The organism is Mycobacterium sp. Panama NTM2 (assembly GCF_054355555.1).
Map to the genome: position 1 here is coordinate 5,384,975 of NZ_CM135953.1, position 17,705 is coordinate 5,402,679.

Below are 17,705 nucleotides of genomic sequence, written 5' to 3' on the forward strand. Positions count from 1 at the left end.
ACACGGCGCGTGCGTACCGTCGTCATCATGGACACGTCGACCTCGGACCTGCCGCTGCATGTGAAGGCCTCGCTCGGTAGCGGAGCGTCGTTCTGGCAGACCAAGACCGTCGCCGGCCTCCAGGCGATCACGCTCACCGACGGTCCGCACGGCGTCCGCGTTCAGCACGCCACGGCAGACCATCTTGGTCTGGGCGCCAGCTCACCCGCGACCTGCTTTCCGCCGGCTGCGGGCTTGGCCCAGAGCTGGGACCGCACTCTCGTCCGCCGGGTCGCGGCCGCCATCGCCGACGAGGCCCGCGCACTCGGGGTGAGCGTGGTGCTCGGCCCCGGTGTCAACATCAAGCGCGATCCGCGCTGCGGGCGCAATTTCGAGTACTACTCCGAAGATCCGTTGCTGAGCGGCAGCCTCGGCGCTGCATGGGTCGACGGCCTGCAGGACCGAGGCGTGGGCGCCTCGGTCAAACACTTCGCCACGAACAACGCCGAGACCGACAGGATGCGCTCCGATTCGCAGGTCGATGCGCGGGCACTACGGGAGATCTACCTGAAGAGCTTCGAGCTCGTGGTCACCCAGGCGCAGCCCTGGACCGTGATGTGCTCCTACAACAAGATCAACGGCGTCTACGCCTCGGAGAACAGGTGACTGCTGACCGACGTCCTGCGTGGGGAGTGGGGCTTCGACGGGTTGGTGGTCAGCGACTGGGGTGCGGTCGCAGACAGGGTCGCGGCGCTGGCGGCCGGTCTGGACCTTGCCATGCCCGGAGGTGACGCGACGATGGACGACGATGTCGTCGCCGCCGTCGGGCAGGGCCGGCTCGACCCGGACGTGGTCGACGAATCCGCCGCTCGCGTCGTGCGGCTGTTACGGCGCGCGGCTGCTGCCGAACCGGTGGCCATCGATCGACACGCCCACCACCTGCTGGCCCGTGAGGCAGCGGCGCGCAGCATCGTGCTGCTCAAGAACGACGACGCGGTCCTCCCGCTGACTGCGCACGAAACCGTCGCTGTGATCGGTCGTTTCGCCGTCCAACCGCGCTACCAGGGCGGTGGCAGTTCACACATCAACGCGGCCGAGCTCGACGTGCCCCTCGACGAGATCCGGGCCCGCGCCGGCGGGCAGGTCACTTTCGAGGACGGCGCTGACGACACCGACGCCGCCGTCTCCTCGGCTCGTGCCGCCGACGTCGCCGTGGTGTTCCTCGGCCTCTGGGATGAGGACGAGTCGGAAGGTCACGACCGCACGCACATCGATCTCCCGGCTGAGCAGATCCGGCTGCTGGAAGCCGTCCGCGCGGTGCAACCCCGCACGATCGCGGTGCTCTCGCACGGCGGTGTCGTGAGATTGTCGGAGGTGAACCGCTGCGCCGCAGCGATTCTCGATGGCGCTCTGCTCGGGCAGGGCGGTGGCGCCGCGATCGCCGACGTTCTCTTCGGTATCACCGACCCGTCGGGCAGACTCGCCGAGACAGTGCCCGTCCGCCTGCAGGACGTGCCCTCGTTTCTCACCTTCCCCGGCGAGCACTCAGAGGTGCGTTACGGCGAGGGCGTCTTCGTCGGGTACCGGGGATACGACGCCCGCGACATCGAGGTGACCTTTCCGTTCGGGCATGGACTGTCCTACACCGACTTCCGCTACAGCGAGCTGTCCGCCGCCGTGGACGACGCCGGCGTCACCGTGTCGGTCACGGTGACCAACATCGGCGATCGGTCCGGCCGGGAGGTCGTCCAGGTGTATCTGGCCTTCCCGGAGTCGGCCGTCACCCGACCACCCCAGGAACTCAAGGCGTTCGACGTCGTCGAATTGGAGAGCGGGGCCGACGCCACTGTGACGATGAACATCCCGCGGACCGAGCTCGCGCACTGGGACGACCGCATCGAGGAGTGGGTCGTGGAAGGCGGCCGATGCTGCGTGAGAGTGGGTAGATCAAGCCGAAACATCATGTGCAGTACGGATATTGAGGTGTCGGGCGATCCCGTGCACATTCCGTTGACGACGGACTCCACACTGGGTGAACTGCTCGCCGATCCTGTCGTCGGCCCGCGGCTGCTCCAGCTGTTCCAGGCCATGGCCCCGGGGGACGGCCTCGGAACCGACATGCTGACGATGATCTCGTCGATGCCGCTGAGCCGCCTGAGGACTTTCGGGGCAGGCGAGGCCGTGGCTGCCGTGGAGCGGATCCTCAGCGCCGGCGCGGAATCCCCCGCGGAATCCCGGTAGCCCACAGCGCCCAGGCGATCAGCACGGGCTGGAACAGCAGCCTGACGAACCGGCTGGTGTCATTGTTCAGCCCGAAACCGTCGGCCTGATTGACGAATTGGGCGATGTTTCCCGGGAAGATCAGCACGAAGAACGCCGCGAGCAGCCTGCCGACCAGAACACGGTCCCGCCGCAGCAGCGCGAGTCCGACGCCCAGGGTGATCTCCACACCGCCCGAGGCCATCACGACACCATCGGCGTCCATCGGCACCCATGTGGGCACCTGCGCCTGGAACTCCTTGCGCGCCCAGAACAGGTGGCTGAAGCCGGCGAAGACCATCGCACCCGCCAGCACCAGACGACCGATGGTCCGGGCACGGGTGGTGGGTGGCGGAGCAGACAGTTCGGACACAGGTGAACCTCTCGTGGTTGTCAGGTCGGTGATGTCAGTCGGCGGCGCGTGCGTGCAGGTCCGCGGTCACCTGCTGCAGGGCGTCACGCAGCACAGCGAGATCCGCGGCGGCCGACTGGTTCGAGCCCAGCAGCCGGTCCGGGATGCAGGCCGCACGGTCTTCCAGGGCGCGACCCTGCGCTGTCAAGGAGATCTCGACGCGCCTCTCGTCGGCGGCGCTGCGCTGACGGCGCACGAGGCCGGCCGACTCCAAACGCTTGAGCAGGGGCGACAAGGTGCCCGAGTCGAGATGGAGGCGATCACCCAGATGGCCGACCGTGCAGGGTTCTTCCTCCCACAGCACCATGAGCACCAGATACTGCGGGTAGGTGAGCTGCAATTCCTCCAGAAGCGGTCGGTACGCAGCCGTGACAGCACGCGACGCGGAGTACAGCGCGAAGCACAGCTGCTCATCCAGACGGGGGCCGGGCACGCCAGAACTGTATCGCACGCAGCTCAATTGTGGACAATACGTTTGCGGACGTTTGCGCATGCACTGCCGCACATCGCGTACCCGTCCACACCCCGGCGTCGGTACCGTGGTAGCCACTATGGCCCGACAGCGCAGCGTGGTGCGGTCGGCGTTCGTCGCCACCCTCGTGGCGATCAGCGCCGCGCTCGGTTCGGCGACGGCATGGGCCGGCGGACTCGGTGACTACCTGTGGGAGCGTCGCCCTCTCGTCGTTTTCGCCCCCGCCGGAGACGACCCGAGGTTGACGGAGACTCTCCGCAGAATCGAAGATGCCCGGTGCGGGTTCACCGACCGCGACATGGTGCTCGCGGTGGTGGTCGCCGGCGGCAGCAGCACTCTAGACGGCGCGGTGATGGACCCAGGTGAGGTGGATCGCCTGCGGCAGCGGTACGCCGTGGCTCCGGACGCGTTCACCGTGGTGTTGGTCGGCAAGGACGGCGGCGAGAAGTGGCGCACCGACGACGTCCCGGATCTCGAGGTCGTCTACTCGGTGATCGACGGTATGCCCATGCGGAGCCGTGAGATGGGCTCCACCGCGGATGTTTGCTGACATGTCGCGGAATCGACTGTGGCTGTTGAGCATCGGTCTCATGGTCTCGGCTCTGGTGGTGTCATGCGGACGGCCTGCCAACGCGGACGAGACGACGATCGCGCCGAGCGGCGGTGCGGTGAGTCTGGTGGCGCTCGACAACGCCGACGCCGTGGCCGGCTGGACCACGGTCAACGATCCGGTGATGGGCGGAAAGTCGACCTCCCGCGTGGCATTCAGCGGAGGCGGCCTGGAGTTCTCGGGCACGTTGTCGTTGGAGAACAACGGTGGGTTCGCCTCTGCCCGCAGTCCACAGGGTCCCGGCATCGGGCAGCGCGCGGCGGGCGCTACGGCGCTGACCGTGCGGGCCGTCGGCGACGGCAAGACCTACGTGCTGAAGGCCGGCGTCGCCGGGCACCCGTGGTCCTACATCCAACGGTTCCGCACCGACGCCGGGATCGCGGGCGACTACGCGCTACCCGTCGCGGGGTTCGAACCTGTCGGGATGCGTCTGGACCCTGAACCGAACGCCCCGCGCCTGCTCGATCCCTCCACCATCGACGAGGTGGCCGTCTACATCCTCGACAAGCAGCAAGGCCCGTTCACGATCACGATCACCGGCATCGACGCAAACCCCTGAGGGGCGTGGTCAGTTGCGCGGCGTGGTGGTGATGTGGACGTGGTCGTAGTGACCGTATCCGGACGCCTGAGGGCCGGCCGGGGTGGAGTACGTGCCGCGCCAGATCACGTCCTGCAAGCCGAAGCGCGACGCGTTCGCGAGTGCGAATGCCCGGATCTGATCACCGAGCGCGATCCCCTCGGGACTGTCGGGATTGGGGATCATGATGTCGATCGCGAGGCCCCGCGGATGCCAGGGCTTCGAGTCCGGACGCACCCCGTCGATGGTGGAGATCTGCGGGAACTGAGCGCTGACAGCTCGCGCGGCCAGGATCGTATTGGGTTGTAGCCCGGCCTCATTGGCGACGCCGACCGGAAGGGCGTCGGAGATCTCGGGCGGCGGGGCGAGGTCGCCGGGTGGCAGACCGGGCATCGCGACGACAGCCGGGTCCTGAGGTACGGGAGGCGCGGCCGGCGGTGGGGGCGGAACCGCAGCGTCGATGACCGCTTGCTGCTGCGGGGTGAGTGCCGCGTACTGCTTCTCCGCAGCCGCGATCCGCCGGAGGAGGTCCTGCCATTTGGCCTGCAGTTCGGCTCGGATCGCTGCGGCGCGTTCCGCCGCTGCGCGGGCGTCGGCGGCCGAGCGCTCGGAGGCCCGGGCAGCGGCCTCTACCTGGTGGCGTGTCTGCCGATACGACCGCACCTGCGCAGTCGTCGTCGCGTCCATCAGGTGCTGCAGCGACAGGCGGTCGATGAGGCGCTGCGGGGACGACGCGGTGAGCACCGTCGCCATCTGGTTGTCCCCGCCGCTCGTGTAGTTCATCGCCGCGAGGCGGTCGACCGCATCCTGCAGGGGTGCGAGCCGGGTGTTCGCGTCGGCCAGTGCAGCTTCATCACCGCGTACGCGATCCTCGGCCGCGCTGACCTCAGCCTGCTTCGTGTCTGCGTCACGCTGCGCCGCGGTGACGGCCTCGCGACTCGCAACCGCTTGCCGAGAGAGCTCGTTCAGGGTGTTCAGCGCCTCGTCGGCGGGATCGGCATGCGCGGGACCGATCGTCACGGAGACCACCAGCAGGGCGCCCGCCACGCCGGTGAGCGTCTCCCGTAGATGGCGCATGCGGATTGTCACGATCCCTTGTTCTCGGAATGGCCCCGGCCGGGGCGATCGACGTCCCGCGCAAGGCTACGAACTGCACCCGAGGATGTCTAGCTGAGTGTCGCGCTCAGTTGATGATCTCCCCGCCGTCATCGGCGAGCAGGACAGCCAACCGTTCCCGCCACATCTGCAGCTGCTCTGAAGTCAACCGCTGCCACTCGGTGACCTCGGCGACCACCCGCAGCGGAGCGGTGCTGCGGTACGAGCGGGTCGGATTTCCGGGGAACTTCTTGTCGGTCACGTTCGGGTCGTCCTCGAACTCTCCCATCGGGTCCACCTGGTAGACCCGAGGCGTCGGTGACCCGTCCGCCAGTTCCGCGGCGATCTCCGCAGCCAACCCCGCGCCGTCGACCAGCGCGGTGAAGTAGATGTGGTTCATCACGATCTCGGGGCGGTAGTTGGACGGTCTCCCGGCGGTCAGCAGGTCGCCGACTGTCAGGTCCGCGATCGTGCCGTGAAAGAACGGGCCGTTCTCTAGGGGTGGAGCCACTGGGCGGTCCTTCCGAGCGAGGGACAGGGGCCGCGCCAGCATGCCGGAGCACCGGGGTCTTGCCGCAAGCCCCCTACGCTCGCTTAACCTGAGGTGGGAGGTTCGATCACCCCGCGATGACCAGGCGCACCGACGCCGATCGCCGCGACACCAAAGACGTGACCGAAGCCGGGCGGAAATCGGTCCTCGCCACGGCAACCGAGGTACCGATGACCGTGCCGGTGGCAGCACCGGCCGGCGTCGCGACGGTGATCTCCGCGCCGGGCGCGCCGTAGATCCCCGCGCAATCGCCGCCCGCACACGCTCCCGTCGACGGGTCGATGCGGCCCGCGAAGATGTCGTTCAGCCAACCCGCCATCAGGGTCTGGGCGGCCGACTTGTTCTGCTCGGTCGGGAAACCCTGATTGAGATAGGAGATGAGCTGGATGGCCCGGCTGCCGCCCTGCATCGAATCCAGATGCTGCCCGTTGTCCAGCACCACCCCGTTGAAGTGTCCCGGCCGGTGCTCGTTGAGTGCTTGGTCGACACGGCGGGGCGAGCCGTCCTCCCTGGGCGCGCCGAGCTCGAACACCGGGATGTAGGTGTCCAGACCCTCGAGCTTGTCCAGCGCGCCCGCCAGCACCGTCCCCGGCGGTGCGCCGTCGAGGGTCATGATCCCCACGAGGTGGTTGGTCGCCCCGCCGGCGACGACGGCTTCGGCGTAGTAACCGGCCGCACCTGCGGCCACACCCGCGCCCAGCGAGTGGCCGACCAACGCGAACCGGTCCGGCAGCGCGGCGGTCGCGCCGTAGCGCTTGGCGAAGCCTGCAGCCACCGCGCTGGCCGTCAGTGCGTCACGATCACCGAGCAGCAGCTGCGCGGTCGCGCGGTACACCTGATCATCGCCGAGCCAGAAACCGTCGCGCACATAGGGATTGGATGACAGCGTCGGGACGACGACGATGCTATGGGTACGCTCGGCGAGCCACGACGCGGTGTAGCTGTACATCGCGCCCACACCCCGGTAGCCGTGCTGCAGATAGATGAACCGCTCCGGCAGTTCGTCGCCGTCGGGGTAGTACCAGTCCGCTCGAACGAAGCGGCCATCGGTGATCTCCAACCGCGAGCTGCGAACGGTGACGTCCACGCCCGGCGGTACCACCGGCGGTCCGGCGACGACGCGGATCGCCGCTCCGACGATCTCTGTCACCAGGGACTGGATGACCTCCTCGAGGGTCCGGCGCTCCGGCGCGGATACCAGCGCTGAGGGGCGATTCGGTGAAACACGCTGTGCTGTCGTCTCGTACGCGATCGTTCGTGCGTTGGCAGGTGGCGTCGCGGGCGCGTCATCGATCACCGTATCGGCCGGCACTCTATCGACCGGCTCGGGCTCTGACTCCGACTCGGGAGCAACGACGTCGTCCATCGCGTCAGAGGCATCCGCGTCGCGTGCGTCGTCGATGTCTGTGTCTTTGTCGTCGGTGCCCGTGTCGTCTGCCCCGTCGTCGTCGGCATCCACGTCGGCGACGTCTGCGTCGGTGTCCGCGCCTTCAGTGTCCGTGTCGTCCGCGTGGGCTCTGTCCGTGTCAGTGACTCGGGTGTCCTGATCGGCGTCCGTCGTCTCGGAGTCCGTCTTCGTGGCCTCTGTGGCCGAGTCATGCGACGCACGGGGGCCGCGGTGGGTCGTCTCCGAGGCACTGCTCGAGGTACCTCCCGTGTCAGAACCCGTGTCCGCCGACGCCGCGTCGGCACCCGCGATCATCGCCGCCGACATCCCCGCGGCCACCACACCGGCACCCATCCACGCTGACAGTTGCGACATTCGACTCCCACCTCGATATTGACGCCTGCGTCACTGCAGTCGTCGACACCATAGGGCGGCTCGCGGGTCGAATAGACACAAATCAGAATCTGGTCATTTTTCGGTAGTGACCGTATCAATGATACGGTCACTTGCATGTCCGAGGGCTCCCGGCTCAACCACCTCTCCTACGTGGTGCTGGGCGTCGTCGCCGTGCGTGGCCCCACCACCTCGTATCAGCTCAAGCAGTACGTCGCTGAATCCATCGCCTACCTGTGGCCCCTCCAGCACGCGACGCTGTATCGCGAACCGCGCCGACTCGAGGACTGCGGCCTGCTGCACTCCGAGACAGAAGCCGGCGGCCGACGTCGCCAGTTCTTCACGATCACACCGGTTGGCCTTGACTGCCTGAGAAACTGGCTGCGCGACCCGGGTACCTCACAGCCGTCGGAGTTGCATGACGAGGCGCTGCTGAAACTCCATTTCGGCGAGCTCGCCGATCCCGCGAGCACGCGTGAGCTCGCCGAGAACCAGATCGTGGAACGCAAGACCCGATTGGCGTACTACACCGACTTGCAGCGCCGCTACCAGGATCGGCCCGGTCTGGGCTACCCCCTGGCGACGTTGCGGGCGGGCCAGATGATCGAGAAGGCCTCGATCGCCTTCTGGCGCGAGATCGCCGAGACCGCAGACGAACTGGCTTCCCCGCGTCCAGGACACGACGGATCATCCCCCACGACAGTGCAACCCGAGCGAAAGTGACTGCCCCATGGCCTTACCCGAGATCTTGCGTGACAACCTCACACTTCCCGCCGTCGCAGCCCCCTTGTTCCTGTGCTCGGGACCGGAATTGGTGATCGCACAGTGCAGCGCCGGCGTCGTCGGATCCTTCCCCGCACTCAACGCCCGACCGGGCCCGGCGGTGCGCGAGTGGTTGGAACAGATCACCACCGCGTTGGACACCCGGCGCCGCGACCATCCCGACCTCGTGACGGCACCCTTCGCCGTGAACCAGATTGTCCACAAATCGAACGCACGTCTCGACGAGGACGTCCAGGCGTGCATCGACTTCAAGGTCCCCATCGTGATCACCTCACTGGGCGCTCGCGCGGACGTCAACGACGCCATCCACTCCTACGGCGGCATCGTGCTGCACGACGTCATCAACGACACGTTCGCGCGCAAAGCCATCGACAAAGGCGCTGACGGCCTGATCGCCGTCGCCGCGGGAGCAGGTGGGCACGCCGGTACCATCTCGCCGTTCGCACTGGTGCAGGAGATCCGCGCCTGGTTCGACGGACCGCTCCTGCTCTCCGGTGCCATCGGACACGGCCGCTCCATTCTGGCCGCTCAGGCCGCCGGCGCCGATCTCGCGTACATCGGTTCAGCCTTCCTGGCGACGACGGAGGCGCGCACCGAGGCCGCCTACAAGGACATGATCGCCGCCAGCGGTGCAAACGACATCGTGTACTCGAACCTCTTCACCGGTGTGCACGGCAACTATCTGCGCGGCTCCATCGAGGCGGCCGGTCTGGATCCCGACAACCTGCCCCAATCCGATCCCTCGACAATAGATTTCGGTTCGGGTGGGAACACCGATGCCAAGGCGTGGAAGGACATCTGGGGCGCCGGGCAGGGTATCGGCGCCATCCGCGAGGTGGTCTCCACGGCAGAGTTGGTGTCACGCTTGAGCGAGGAGTACACCGCCGCGCGCACCCGGCTGTTCGCCGAGGAGCGGGCCGCAGTGTGACACGGGTTCACATCGCGTAGCGATGCACCTTCTCCGGATGGATGACGATCCGCACCCACTGCTCGCTCATCATCGCCGCGAGATCCTCTGCGCGACGGGAATCCCGGAGGTCCCAGTAGCGCGGCGCGAGTCGCTCGAGCAAGGCGCGCGCTCCGTCGTCGGCCACTGTCGCGGTGCCCGTCACCGACACCCACTGTTCCCGCTCACCGACGGGAGCGGTCACCACCAGCGACGCGCGGGAATCCCGGCGAAGCCGGCGTACCCGGGTGGTGTCCGGTGCGCTGAACAGCGCAATGTCTTCCGTGTCGGTCACCTCGAACCACACGGGTCGTGGTTGTGGGGGCCTCGTCCCCTCGGCGGTGGACAGGAACCCGTAGAGGGGGCGGCGCAGCAGGCGCAGATCGTCGTCCGTGAAGCAGGAGCCGGTCGAATCGGTCATGCCCATGATTCAACCTCGGCAAATCGGACGAGTACATGGGTTGCGATCCGGAATTCCTTTGCGATCCTCTATCGTCGGCGTCATGGACGCATTCGGTGATCTCTTTCGCGGCGTACGGGCGCACGGATCGCTGTTCGGCAATTCTGTCCTGACGCCGCCGTGGTCGCTGCACTTCGTCGACGGTGCACCGCTGACTCTGTGCGCGGTCCTCGGAGGCGGCGGGTGGATCGTCCCCGAGAACGCCGCGCCGCAACGCATCGACTCCCATGAGACGGTCGTCGTGCGCGGCCCCGGAACGTTCACGTTCGTCGACGCGCTCGACACGCCGGCCGAGCCGATGGCCTGCGGTGAGTTCTGCGCGATCCCCGAGCAGGGTGGAACCCGCCACCGCCTGGGGTGGGCTGAGCCTCACACAGATTCCGGCGCAACCACTTTGATCGTCGGTGCGTATCCCCTGCGCGGAGAGATCAGCCGGCGGCTGCTGGATGCCTTGCCCGTGATCGTGCACGCCGGCGCCGACGCGACCGGCGACGCTGTACTCGTTCATCTCGCCCAGGAGGTCGCCGTGGATGCGCCGGGACAGCAAGTGGTGCTCGACCGACTCCTCGACTGGATGCTGGTGTGCACCATCCGCGGGTGGTTCGACCGGCCCGGCGGTGAGCCACCGGCCTGGTGGGTGGCTCAGCGCGATCCGGTGGTGGGTGACGCACTGCGCCTTCTGCACTCCGATCCGGCGGCGCCATGGACGGTGGCGACCCTGGCCGAACGCATCGGGGTGTCGCGATCCACTCTCGCAAAACGTTTCGCCGATCAGATGGGGGAAGCTCCGCTCACGTATCTGACCCGTTGGCGGATGGCCCTCGCGGTGGACCGGCTGACCGACGAACCCAGCCTGTCGATCGCCGACGTGGGCCGCTCAGTCGGCTACACCGACCCGTTCGCGTTCAGTACGGCGTTCAAGCGGGTGCGGGGCGTCAACCCACGAGACTTCCGGCGGGACGCGCTGCGCCGCTCATAACAACCACTGTGCCAGCGGATTGAGCAGGTACCGGAGCGAGAACGCCTCGTACAGTGCGCCTACGACCAGCAAGCCGGCCGCCGGCATCGCAAGCCACCCGAGCTGTCTCAACCCGCCGAGGTAGCCACCTCGATGAGTCTGCGCGCCAACGTTTTCAGGGCGTATCCACGCCTTGCCCAACAAAAAGGCCCCGAGCACCAGGAGGATGTACGCCTGGAGCTCGATGAGCAGTGTGACGGAGTGAGGGATCAGAGCGACCCAGCCGATATCGCTCGCTGGTGCGAGAGCCGCTCCCGTCTGCGCGGCCCAATACGCGAACAACGCCATTCCGGCGAACGGCACGATGAGGGAGGGAACGACGATCGTCATCAGGCTGAGCTTCAGGCTGTTCACGGCCAGGATGACGAGGGCGAAAAGCCAGGGATTGCGGAAGATCGACAGGACGAGCTCTGCCGTGCCGTCTTGTTCCAACCGCACCTGCTGGCCGTGCTGTAACCCCGGGAACACGAGCCCGGCGCCGAACCCCGCCAGAACCAGACCGTAGGTGGCTACATTCAGCCCCAGGTACACCCGGCGGTTGTCCATGACGACCTGGACCGGCCGCCACCGGGACAACGTATGTAAGTCAACGCTTTTCGACATGCGCATTCTCATCTTTCAGTATGCTGGCGACGGCGATGCGCAGAGTCATCGCCTCGAAGGGGAGTCGCCCTCGGTCGCCCGGAAGCGCGCGCTCGAGCGAGAGGCCGTTGACCACGGTGCCGAGGAATCGCGCCGCGATGTCGATGTCATCCGTAGCAAGGGCCTGTTCGTCTCGTAACACCCTGAGCCACTTGGCAATCTGGTGCAGGTTCAGCCGCTCGAGCGCAAGAAACGAATGGGTCGCGTCCTCCGACGGCGGCGAGACGACGTACGCGTCGTGCAGTGCTCGTATGTACTGGCGCGCCCGATCACCCGTGCCCACTTGGGAGAGCAGCAGTTGCAGGCAGGCCAGCAGCCGCTCGGCCGGAGGGACGGCGGTGTCGTGCATGGGGTCGTCCGGGATGTCGAGGTCGTACAAGGCGGCGACGACCGTGTCGATCAGCTCTTGCTGGGTCGGGAAGAAGTGGCGCAGTGAGCCGACGCTGACGCCGGCGCGCGCAGCGACCGCACGCACGCTCAAGCGCGAGGTCGGGTTCTCGCCGAGCATGGTCGCCGCGGCGATCAGAATTTTGTCTCGCGTGCTGTGTGTGACGGAATCGGGCATCCAGCGGCACCTCCGCCCACCTTTCTAGCACACTGTACTAGTGCTGGGCGATTCTGCCGTCGTGCGGTGCGGTGCGCCGTCAGCGCGCCGTGGCTGCCGCCTTCACCAGGACGTCGGCGGCAAGGAGACCGAGATTGTTGGCCGCCAGGGGACTGTCCCCGCTGAGCAACTTCCGATCCTGGTGCACCTTGCCGGTCATGTCGTCGTTGAGGACCGTAATGCCCTGCGCCTTCAGAGATTCGGCCAACAGCCATTGCAGATGTCCGGGGATGTATCCCATGTCGACGTTGGCTCCCTCGTCGAGGGCATCGGGGAACACGCACATCGAGTAACCCGCGAAGGGTGACCGACGACCGTTCTGGCCGACCGCCAACAGCGCGGCCGGTCCGTGGCACAACGTGATGATGTATCTCTCGCGGTTCAGCGCCCAGTCCAGAGTTTCGGCCACCAGCTCGGAGTCCGGCAGCCCGATGAGCGCTCCGTGCCCGCCGGGGATGAGCACTGCGAGGTAGTCGGAGTCTTCGCCGAGTTCATCGGCGACGACGTCGGAGAGCTTCTTGGGCTGCTTGAGTTTCGGCTTCAGTGCCTCATGGGCGTGCGCGACGGTCTGATCCTCGGCCGGCAACGCCCACAGCTCCAGCTTGGCCGGGTAGCCGGTGACCGTGGCGATCTCGACCTCGAAACCCGCCTCCATCAGATGATGAAGCGGCAGAAGTGTTTCCACGGGGTGGTTTCCGGTGGAGAACAGTACTCCGTTCTTGCACAAGAGGTAGCGTTCCTCAGCGGCTATCGTCAAGATCTTCCATCGGCCCCCGGTATAGGCGCCCTGGTGCTCGACCCGGTCGAAGTCGGTCCGGGGTGGAACGTATTGAGTCAACGAATACGGCGAAGGAAAGAACGCGTTGTCTTCGGCCTCATCGGGGCGGGGCTCGCGGCTCACGTCATCACTGGTGGTGGTCATCGGTCATCCCTTCCCGTCGATTCTTCAACTGTTCGGGAAGTGGCCATCGATCGCAAGGCTGCAGGGCTAACTCATCTGGTGGATCTGGATCAGGTTGCCGCAGGTGTCGTCGAGAACGGCCGTCGTCACGGGTCCCATGGCCGTCGGCTCTTGTGTGAAGGAGACCCCGAGCGCACGGAGCCGCTCGTATTCGGCGTGGACGTCGTCGACAGCGAATGACGTGAAGGGGATGCCGTCGGCCGCGAGCGCTTCTCTGAACGGCGTCACCGCGGGGTGACTGTCCGGTTCGAGCACGACTTCGGCGCCCCCGGGCTCCTCCGGTGACACCACCGTGATCCACCGGTGCTCGCCCATCGGTATGTCGTGTTTGGCTTGGAAGCCAAGCACTTCGGTGTAGAACTTCAGCGCCTTGTCCTGCTCGTCGACGAAAACGCTAGTCAGGGTGATCCTCATGTCGATTCCTTCTCGTCGGTGTCGGACCCGGCTTGGTCAGCCATCGCTCGACGATCGGTTCCAGCGGCGTGGTGTCGATGTCGTGGTACTTGAAGCGGCCCTCGCGTCGCGTGGTCACCAGTCCCGCGGCCTCGAGAACGTCGAGGTGTTGGGAGATCGCCTGACGCGACGAACCGAGGCCGTGCTTGGACGCCAAGCGTGCGCAGATCTCGAACAGCGTCTGCCCGTTGCGGTCGGTGAGCTCGTCGAGGATCGTCCGTCGCGTGGGATCGGCCAACGCCTTGAAGACATCGCCCACACTCCGCCACGTTAGGCAAGTGAGCACTTGCGTGTCAATGGTCTGCGCCGCGGACCAACCACGGGGTTTCCAGGGGGCGCGTCGCCATCTCCGCTGGCAACGTGGTTGGCGTGCCCACCGAGACCCCGAAGAAGATCACCGTCATCGGCGCGACCGGATTGATCGGCCGCCGACTGGTCCCCGTGCTCAGCGACCGCGGGCACGAGGTCACGCAGGCATCTCGGGCCACGGGAACCGATCTGCTCACCGGCGACGGTCTGGACACGGCCCTGTCCGGCGCGGACGTCGTCATCGACGTGAGCAACTCCGCGACGCCGGACGATTCCGCCGAGGTGTTCTTCGAACGAGCTTCGGCCAACCTGTCCGCCGCCGCAGCACGGGCGGGCGTCGGCCACTACGTCGTCCTGTCGATCGTCGGCGCGGACCGGATGGCCGACCAGTCGGGGTACATCCGAGGCAAGGTGGCGCAGGAGCGGGCGGCGGCGAAAGCCGGCATCCCCTGGACGGTTCTGCGCGCCACCCAGTTCCACGAGCTCGCCGAACCGATCACCGAATCCCTCGTCGCCGACGACGTCGTTCGGGCACCGGTGGCCCTGATACAACCCATCGACTCCACCGAGGTGACAGCCGTTCTGGCCGACATCGCGACAAGCCGGCCGCTCAACGCCGTTCATCACGTCGGCGGACCGGAGAAGATGACCTTCGCCGACATGGCTCGTACCGTCATGCGGCACCAGGGCCGAACGCTCGACGTCATCGACGATCCGTGCGCCACCTACAGCGGGCTGGCGATCGATTACACGACACTCGTCACGGGCGACGATGCCGAATTAGGCACTACGCGGCTCGAGGACTGGTTGTCACGCCGCTGACCACCCGGCTTGATCGCCTACGGTGGAGGTCACAGCCGATCGCCAGGGGGACCTTGTCATGGATCGATCACTCTCGCGCGTAGTGCTGGTCATGTCTGCCGCCGCCGTCGTCCTCGGCGGCGCGGCTTGCGCCAACGACCGCACCGACCCGCCCACGCCCTCGACACCCACCTCGCAGACTCAGGCGAGCTCGGCGGGAGGCGGGAGCACGCACGACAGAGTCGAGAAGCTACTCGACGAAGCAGAAGAAGCATTCGACGCGCCGGCGAGAACGTCGTCGGCCGGCAACACCGACAAGACCGTGGACAACATGTCCATCGTCGCCGACCGGTTGATGCAGGCGCACGAGCTCGCTCCCTACCGCAACGACCTCCTCTCCAGTGCGGCATCCGCGCAGATCGCCCGCAAGGACGTCGACGCTGCCGTCGCGCTCTACAAGCAGGCCCTCGACACTGCGCCGAATGATGTTGACGCGCAGTCGTATCTGGCCGGCTGGTCCCGGTATCTCGGCCGCCGAGCCGAGGCCGACAACTACGTCGATCAGATCCGGGCGCTGGATCCCGCACGCGCCGAGCAGTTGACTGCGATGTTCGCGACGATCGATGAGAAGGTCTCGACACCCCTGACCGATGCCCTTCCGGCGCTGCCGGAGCCAGGGCTCGCCATCGTGACGCTGGGGTATGCGTTGCACGAAGACGGGTCGATGGACGACATCTTGATCGCTCGTCTCCAGCAGACGAAGGCGGCGGCGCAGCGGTGGCCGGCTGCTCCCATCATCGTCACCGGCGGCGTCGAGCAGTCAGGTCGCACCGAAGGCGAGTCGATGAAGGAGTGGCTCGTCGACAACGGTGTCGCAGCCGATCGCATTCACGACGAGAACTTCGCGCGTTCCACGGTCGAGAACGCTTCCTACGGTGTGGAGGTGCTCGCCAGTGTGCGAGCGACGCACGCGCTGATCATCAGTTCGGCCAGTCATGTTCGCCGCGCGTTGACGGTCTTCCAGTTGGCCGCCGCCGACACCCTGGGAAACGACTTTATCTTCTCGGGCAGCGGCAGTGCCGACAAGCCGCTCGCCGAACTCGCCACCGCACGGCCCGACGAGCTTCTCTCGATCTACCGCGACGCTTTCAGTTCGATAGGCATGTGGAGCTACCGCAGTGCGCCGCTGCTCCGGCAGTAGCCACTGATCGCGGTCAGGACAGTGGGAGGTTCGGAGGAGAAAAGCCGGGATTGACCAGCGCGGTGGCGGAGGCTGTTCCGATCGGCCCCACTTCGTCGACGAGAAGCGCTGTTCCCGTTGCTATCCCGTCATGGCTGTGGTGCGTCAGGGCGGCCAAGCCGATGAACCGCCCCTGCGGATGTCGGCTCAGAGACACCGTGTAGTCGGCATTGATGAATGGCAGGCCGTCCGGGCCGAAGCCCGTGAGCGAGCTCGACACGTCACCCGCCATCGCCGCGGATCCGAAGGGAGTCTTGGGCAACGCGTCGACGATCGGCAGCAGATCGTGAAACCACACGTACTTCGGGCCGCTGTGCGCCCACGCCGCCAGACCGTCATGGGGGCTTGCGTCGTCCCGCCCCGCGGTGAACATCAGCATCGGCGCCTCATCGGGAATCGTGTCCGGCATCGCCGGCAGCGGCGGCATGTGCACATCGGCCGACCAACGCGGAGCCGACGGCTGCTCACCCGGGCGCAGATAAAGGAGACTCGCTCGCGCGATCGACTTATCGTCCTGGGTCATCACCACGTCGGCCAGAAGAAGGCGGCGCCCCGCCCGGACGACGTCGGTGGTCACCGACACGGGCGTCATCGCCGCGGGTCTCATCAGGTCCACGGTGAACCGAGCCGGATGCATGCCGGCCGCTTGGTCCGCGACATCACGCTCACCGATGAGGCCCAGCAGGCCACCAAGATAGTTGCCGCTGACGGTGTCGCCCCACGGACCGCGCGCCCAGGGTGTGGGCTCGAAGGCCTCGCGGCCGGCGTCGTCTGTGGTCAACGCGAAGAACGCTCGGGTACTCATCGCGCCTGACGATAGCGCCCGACAACGCTCACTCGACCGTCGTTCGAAAGATGGGCCAGTAGATCTCGGTCGCGGCGAAACTCGTTGGCTCGGACAGTGATCCTCCGAGATAGTGCTCGCGGGTCGGTCCCTGACCACTGATCAATCGTTCGTTGGCATACGTCCCCAGAGCCGCATACGTGCGGTCGATCCCTTCGTGATCGCCGGTGTGGGTGAGCACCGCATAGTCCGCGCGCGGGAGCACGTGGCCGCGGACGCCCCGCGGTGCGGACGCCGAATTCGGCGCAGGGACGAACAGGGTTGCTTCACCGTGGGATTCACTGAACAGGGTCCGTTCGTAGAGGCCACCGTAGAAAGCGGCGTCACGGCCGCCGGTGGCCGTTGACAGCGCATCCCCGAGCCTCGACAGCGTCCCCCCGAACCAGGTGTCGATGTCGTCGATGTCGATGACCGCACTGACCGACCAGACCGCGAGTGCCGGTTCCTGCCGCACCTCCACGGCGGCGGAGACGTCCACCGGGGCGAGGAGTTCGCGCAGCGCGCTCACGGTTTCACGAGTCTGCTGTAGCTGCTGCTCCATCTGCTCGAGGTGTGTGGTGATGATCTCGGTTCGGGCCATGGCGTCGTCGGTGCTCAGCAGCGCTTTGATGTCGGGAATGGACATGCCGAGCGAGCGGAACCGCCGGATGATGTGGGCGTGGTCGACCTGGCTGGTGTCGTAGAAGCGGTAACCGGTATGGGGGTCGATGTGGGTGGGTTCGAGGATCCCGAGATCGTGATAGTGCCGCAGGGCCTTCCTGCTGAGACTCGTCATCAGCGAGAAGTCACCGATCGACACCTGTGCACCCATGGCGTCCTCCTTGGCGGTTCGGCCGTCACCCGGGACGATTCTGCAGCTTCCCGTAGGGGCAAGGTCAACGTCGGATCGTCGGCTTGACCCTCCCCGTAG

General features: G+C 66.7%; 20 protein-coding genes and 1 pseudogene. 8 read left to right on the forward strand and 13 right to left on the reverse strand.

Annotated features, from left to right (window positions below):
• Positions 1 to 27 precede the first annotated feature (27 nt).
• Positions 28 to 2,220 (forward strand): annotated as a pseudogene (locus tag ACXYX3_RS25880) (glycoside hydrolase family 3 C-terminal domain-containing protein).
• On the opposite strand, the gene ACXYX3_RS25885 reads toward ACXYX3_RS25880, so the two are convergent.
• A complete protein-coding gene (locus tag ACXYX3_RS25885; RefSeq protein ID WP_458609564.1) occupies positions 2,183 to 2,611 on the reverse strand; it encodes a DoxX family protein in 429 nt (142 codons plus the stop codon). The pseudogene ACXYX3_RS25880 and the gene ACXYX3_RS25885 sit on opposite strands and share 38 nt — an antisense overlap.
• Positions 2,612 to 2,645: 34 nt before the next feature.
• Positions 2,646 to 3,083 (reverse strand): MarR family winged helix-turn-helix transcriptional regulator, encoded by a 438-nt coding sequence (locus ACXYX3_RS25890; RefSeq protein ID WP_458609565.1) that lies wholly within the window; start codon positions 3,081 to 3,083, stop codon positions 2,646 to 2,648.
• A gap of 118 nt (positions 3,084 to 3,201) precedes the next feature.
• Between ACXYX3_RS25890 and ACXYX3_RS25895 the strand changes: the two genes are divergently transcribed.
• Together ACXYX3_RS25895 and ACXYX3_RS25900 are read left to right on the forward strand one after the other, a co-directional pair.
• Positions 3,202 to 3,672: a DUF4174 domain-containing protein gene (locus ACXYX3_RS25895; protein WP_458609566.1), complete on the forward strand. Its 471-nt coding sequence runs from the start codon at positions 3,202 to 3,204 to the stop codon at positions 3,670 to 3,672.
• Positions 3,673 to 3,697: 25 nt separating this feature from the next.
• On the forward strand, positions 3,698 to 4,291 hold the full coding sequence (locus ACXYX3_RS25900) for a CIA30 family protein (RefSeq protein ID WP_458609567.1): 594 nt from the start codon (positions 3,698 to 3,700) through the stop codon (positions 4,289 to 4,291).
• 9 nt (positions 4,292 to 4,300) lie between these two features.
• Here the strand turns inward: ACXYX3_RS25900 and ACXYX3_RS25905 are convergent, their stop codons facing one another.
• The 3 genes from ACXYX3_RS25905 to ACXYX3_RS25915 form a co-directional block, all read right to left on the reverse strand.
• Positions 4,301 to 5,386, reverse strand: coding sequence for a coiled-coil domain-containing protein (locus tag ACXYX3_RS25905; protein ID WP_458612235.1), 1,086 nt, complete (start codon positions 5,384 to 5,386; stop codon positions 4,301 to 4,303).
• A 106-nt stretch (positions 5,387 to 5,492) separates the two neighbouring features.
• The gene (gene arr / locus ACXYX3_RS25910; RefSeq protein ID WP_458609568.1) at positions 5,493 to 5,915 is read right to left on the reverse strand and encodes an NAD(+)--rifampin ADP-ribosyltransferase; all 423 of its coding nucleotides are present in this window, start codon (positions 5,913 to 5,915) and stop codon (positions 5,493 to 5,495) included.
• A 106-nt stretch (positions 5,916 to 6,021) separates the two neighbouring features.
• Positions 6,022 to 7,716: a hypothetical protein gene (locus ACXYX3_RS25915; RefSeq protein ID WP_458609569.1), complete on the reverse strand. Its 1,695-nt coding sequence runs from the start codon at positions 7,714 to 7,716 to the stop codon at positions 6,022 to 6,024.
• A gap of 135 nt (positions 7,717 to 7,851) precedes the next feature.
• On the opposite strand from ACXYX3_RS25915, the gene ACXYX3_RS25920 reads away from it, so the two are divergent.
• Together ACXYX3_RS25920 and ACXYX3_RS25925 are read left to right on the forward strand one after the other, a co-directional pair.
• A complete protein-coding gene (locus ACXYX3_RS25920) occupies positions 7,852 to 8,457 on the forward strand; it encodes a PadR family transcriptional regulator (RefSeq protein ID WP_458609570.1) in 606 nt (201 codons plus the stop codon).
• 7 nt (positions 8,458 to 8,464) lie between these two features.
• Complete coding sequence (locus ACXYX3_RS25925; RefSeq protein ID WP_458609571.1) at positions 8,465 to 9,445, forward strand: NAD(P)H-dependent flavin oxidoreductase; 981 nt, start codon at positions 8,465 to 8,467, stop codon at positions 9,443 to 9,445.
• A 7-nt stretch (positions 9,446 to 9,452) separates the two neighbouring features.
• Here ACXYX3_RS25925 and ACXYX3_RS25930 read toward each other — a convergent pair whose 3' ends face one another.
• A complete protein-coding gene (locus tag ACXYX3_RS25930; RefSeq protein ID WP_458609572.1) occupies positions 9,453 to 9,890 on the reverse strand; it encodes a pyridoxamine 5'-phosphate oxidase family protein in 438 nt (145 codons plus the stop codon).
• Between the two features lie 76 nt (positions 9,891 to 9,966).
• Between ACXYX3_RS25930 and ACXYX3_RS25935 the strand changes: the two genes are divergently transcribed.
• A complete protein-coding gene (locus tag ACXYX3_RS25935; RefSeq protein ID WP_458609573.1) occupies positions 9,967 to 10,902 on the forward strand; it encodes an AraC family transcriptional regulator in 936 nt (311 codons plus the stop codon).
• Here ACXYX3_RS25935 and ACXYX3_RS25940 read toward each other — a convergent pair.
• From ACXYX3_RS25940 to ACXYX3_RS25960, 5 genes are all read right to left on the reverse strand, one after another.
• Positions 10,897 to 11,556: a stage II sporulation protein M gene (locus ACXYX3_RS25940; RefSeq protein ID WP_458609574.1), complete on the reverse strand. Its 660-nt coding sequence runs from the start codon at positions 11,554 to 11,556 to the stop codon at positions 10,897 to 10,899. The two genes, ACXYX3_RS25935 and ACXYX3_RS25940, sit on opposite strands and share 6 nt — an antisense overlap.
• Positions 11,528 to 12,148, reverse strand: a complete 621-nt coding sequence (locus ACXYX3_RS25945; RefSeq protein WP_458609575.1) for a TetR/AcrR family transcriptional regulator — start codon at positions 12,146 to 12,148, stop codon at positions 11,528 to 11,530. The genes ACXYX3_RS25940 and ACXYX3_RS25945 overlap by 29 nt, the downstream gene beginning before the upstream one ends.
• Positions 12,149 to 12,227: 79 nt before the next feature.
• Positions 12,228 to 13,109, reverse strand: a complete 882-nt coding sequence (gene hchA / locus ACXYX3_RS25950) for a glyoxalase III HchA (RefSeq protein ID WP_458609576.1) — start codon at positions 13,107 to 13,109, stop codon at positions 12,228 to 12,230.
• Positions 13,110 to 13,175: 66 nt separating this feature from the next.
• Positions 13,176 to 13,562 (reverse strand): VOC family protein, encoded by a 387-nt coding sequence (locus ACXYX3_RS25955; RefSeq protein WP_241204424.1) that lies wholly within the window; start codon positions 13,560 to 13,562, stop codon positions 13,176 to 13,178.
• Positions 13,543 to 13,860 (reverse strand): ArsR/SmtB family transcription factor, encoded by a 318-nt coding sequence (locus ACXYX3_RS25960; protein ID WP_458609577.1) that lies wholly within the window; start codon positions 13,858 to 13,860, stop codon positions 13,543 to 13,545. Before ACXYX3_RS25960 ends, ACXYX3_RS25955 begins: the two co-directional genes overlap by 20 nt.
• A gap of 110 nt (positions 13,861 to 13,970) precedes the next feature.
• Between ACXYX3_RS25960 and ACXYX3_RS25965 the strand changes: the two genes are divergently transcribed.
• The gene (locus tag ACXYX3_RS25965) at positions 13,971 to 14,732 is read left to right on the forward strand and encodes an SDR family oxidoreductase (protein WP_458609578.1); all 762 of its coding nucleotides are present in this window, start codon (positions 13,971 to 13,973) and stop codon (positions 14,730 to 14,732) included.
• 91 nt (positions 14,733 to 14,823) lie between these two features.
• Entirely contained in the window at positions 14,824 to 15,912 is a 1,089-nt protein-coding gene (locus ACXYX3_RS25970) for a YdcF family protein (protein WP_458609579.1), read from the forward strand.
• Positions 15,913 to 15,925: 13 nt separating this feature from the next.
• On the opposite strand, the gene ACXYX3_RS25975 is transcribed toward ACXYX3_RS25970, so the two are convergent.
• Together ACXYX3_RS25975 and ACXYX3_RS25980 are read right to left on the reverse strand one after the other, a co-directional pair.
• Positions 15,926 to 16,756, reverse strand: coding sequence for an acyl-CoA thioesterase domain-containing protein (locus ACXYX3_RS25975; RefSeq protein ID WP_458609580.1), 831 nt, complete (start codon positions 16,754 to 16,756; stop codon positions 15,926 to 15,928).
• A gap of 28 nt (positions 16,757 to 16,784) precedes the next feature.
• On the reverse strand, positions 16,785 to 17,606 hold the full coding sequence (locus tag ACXYX3_RS25980) for a MerR family transcriptional regulator (protein ID WP_458609581.1): 822 nt from the start codon (positions 17,604 to 17,606) through the stop codon (positions 16,785 to 16,787).
• Positions 17,607 to 17,705 lie beyond the last annotated feature (99 nt).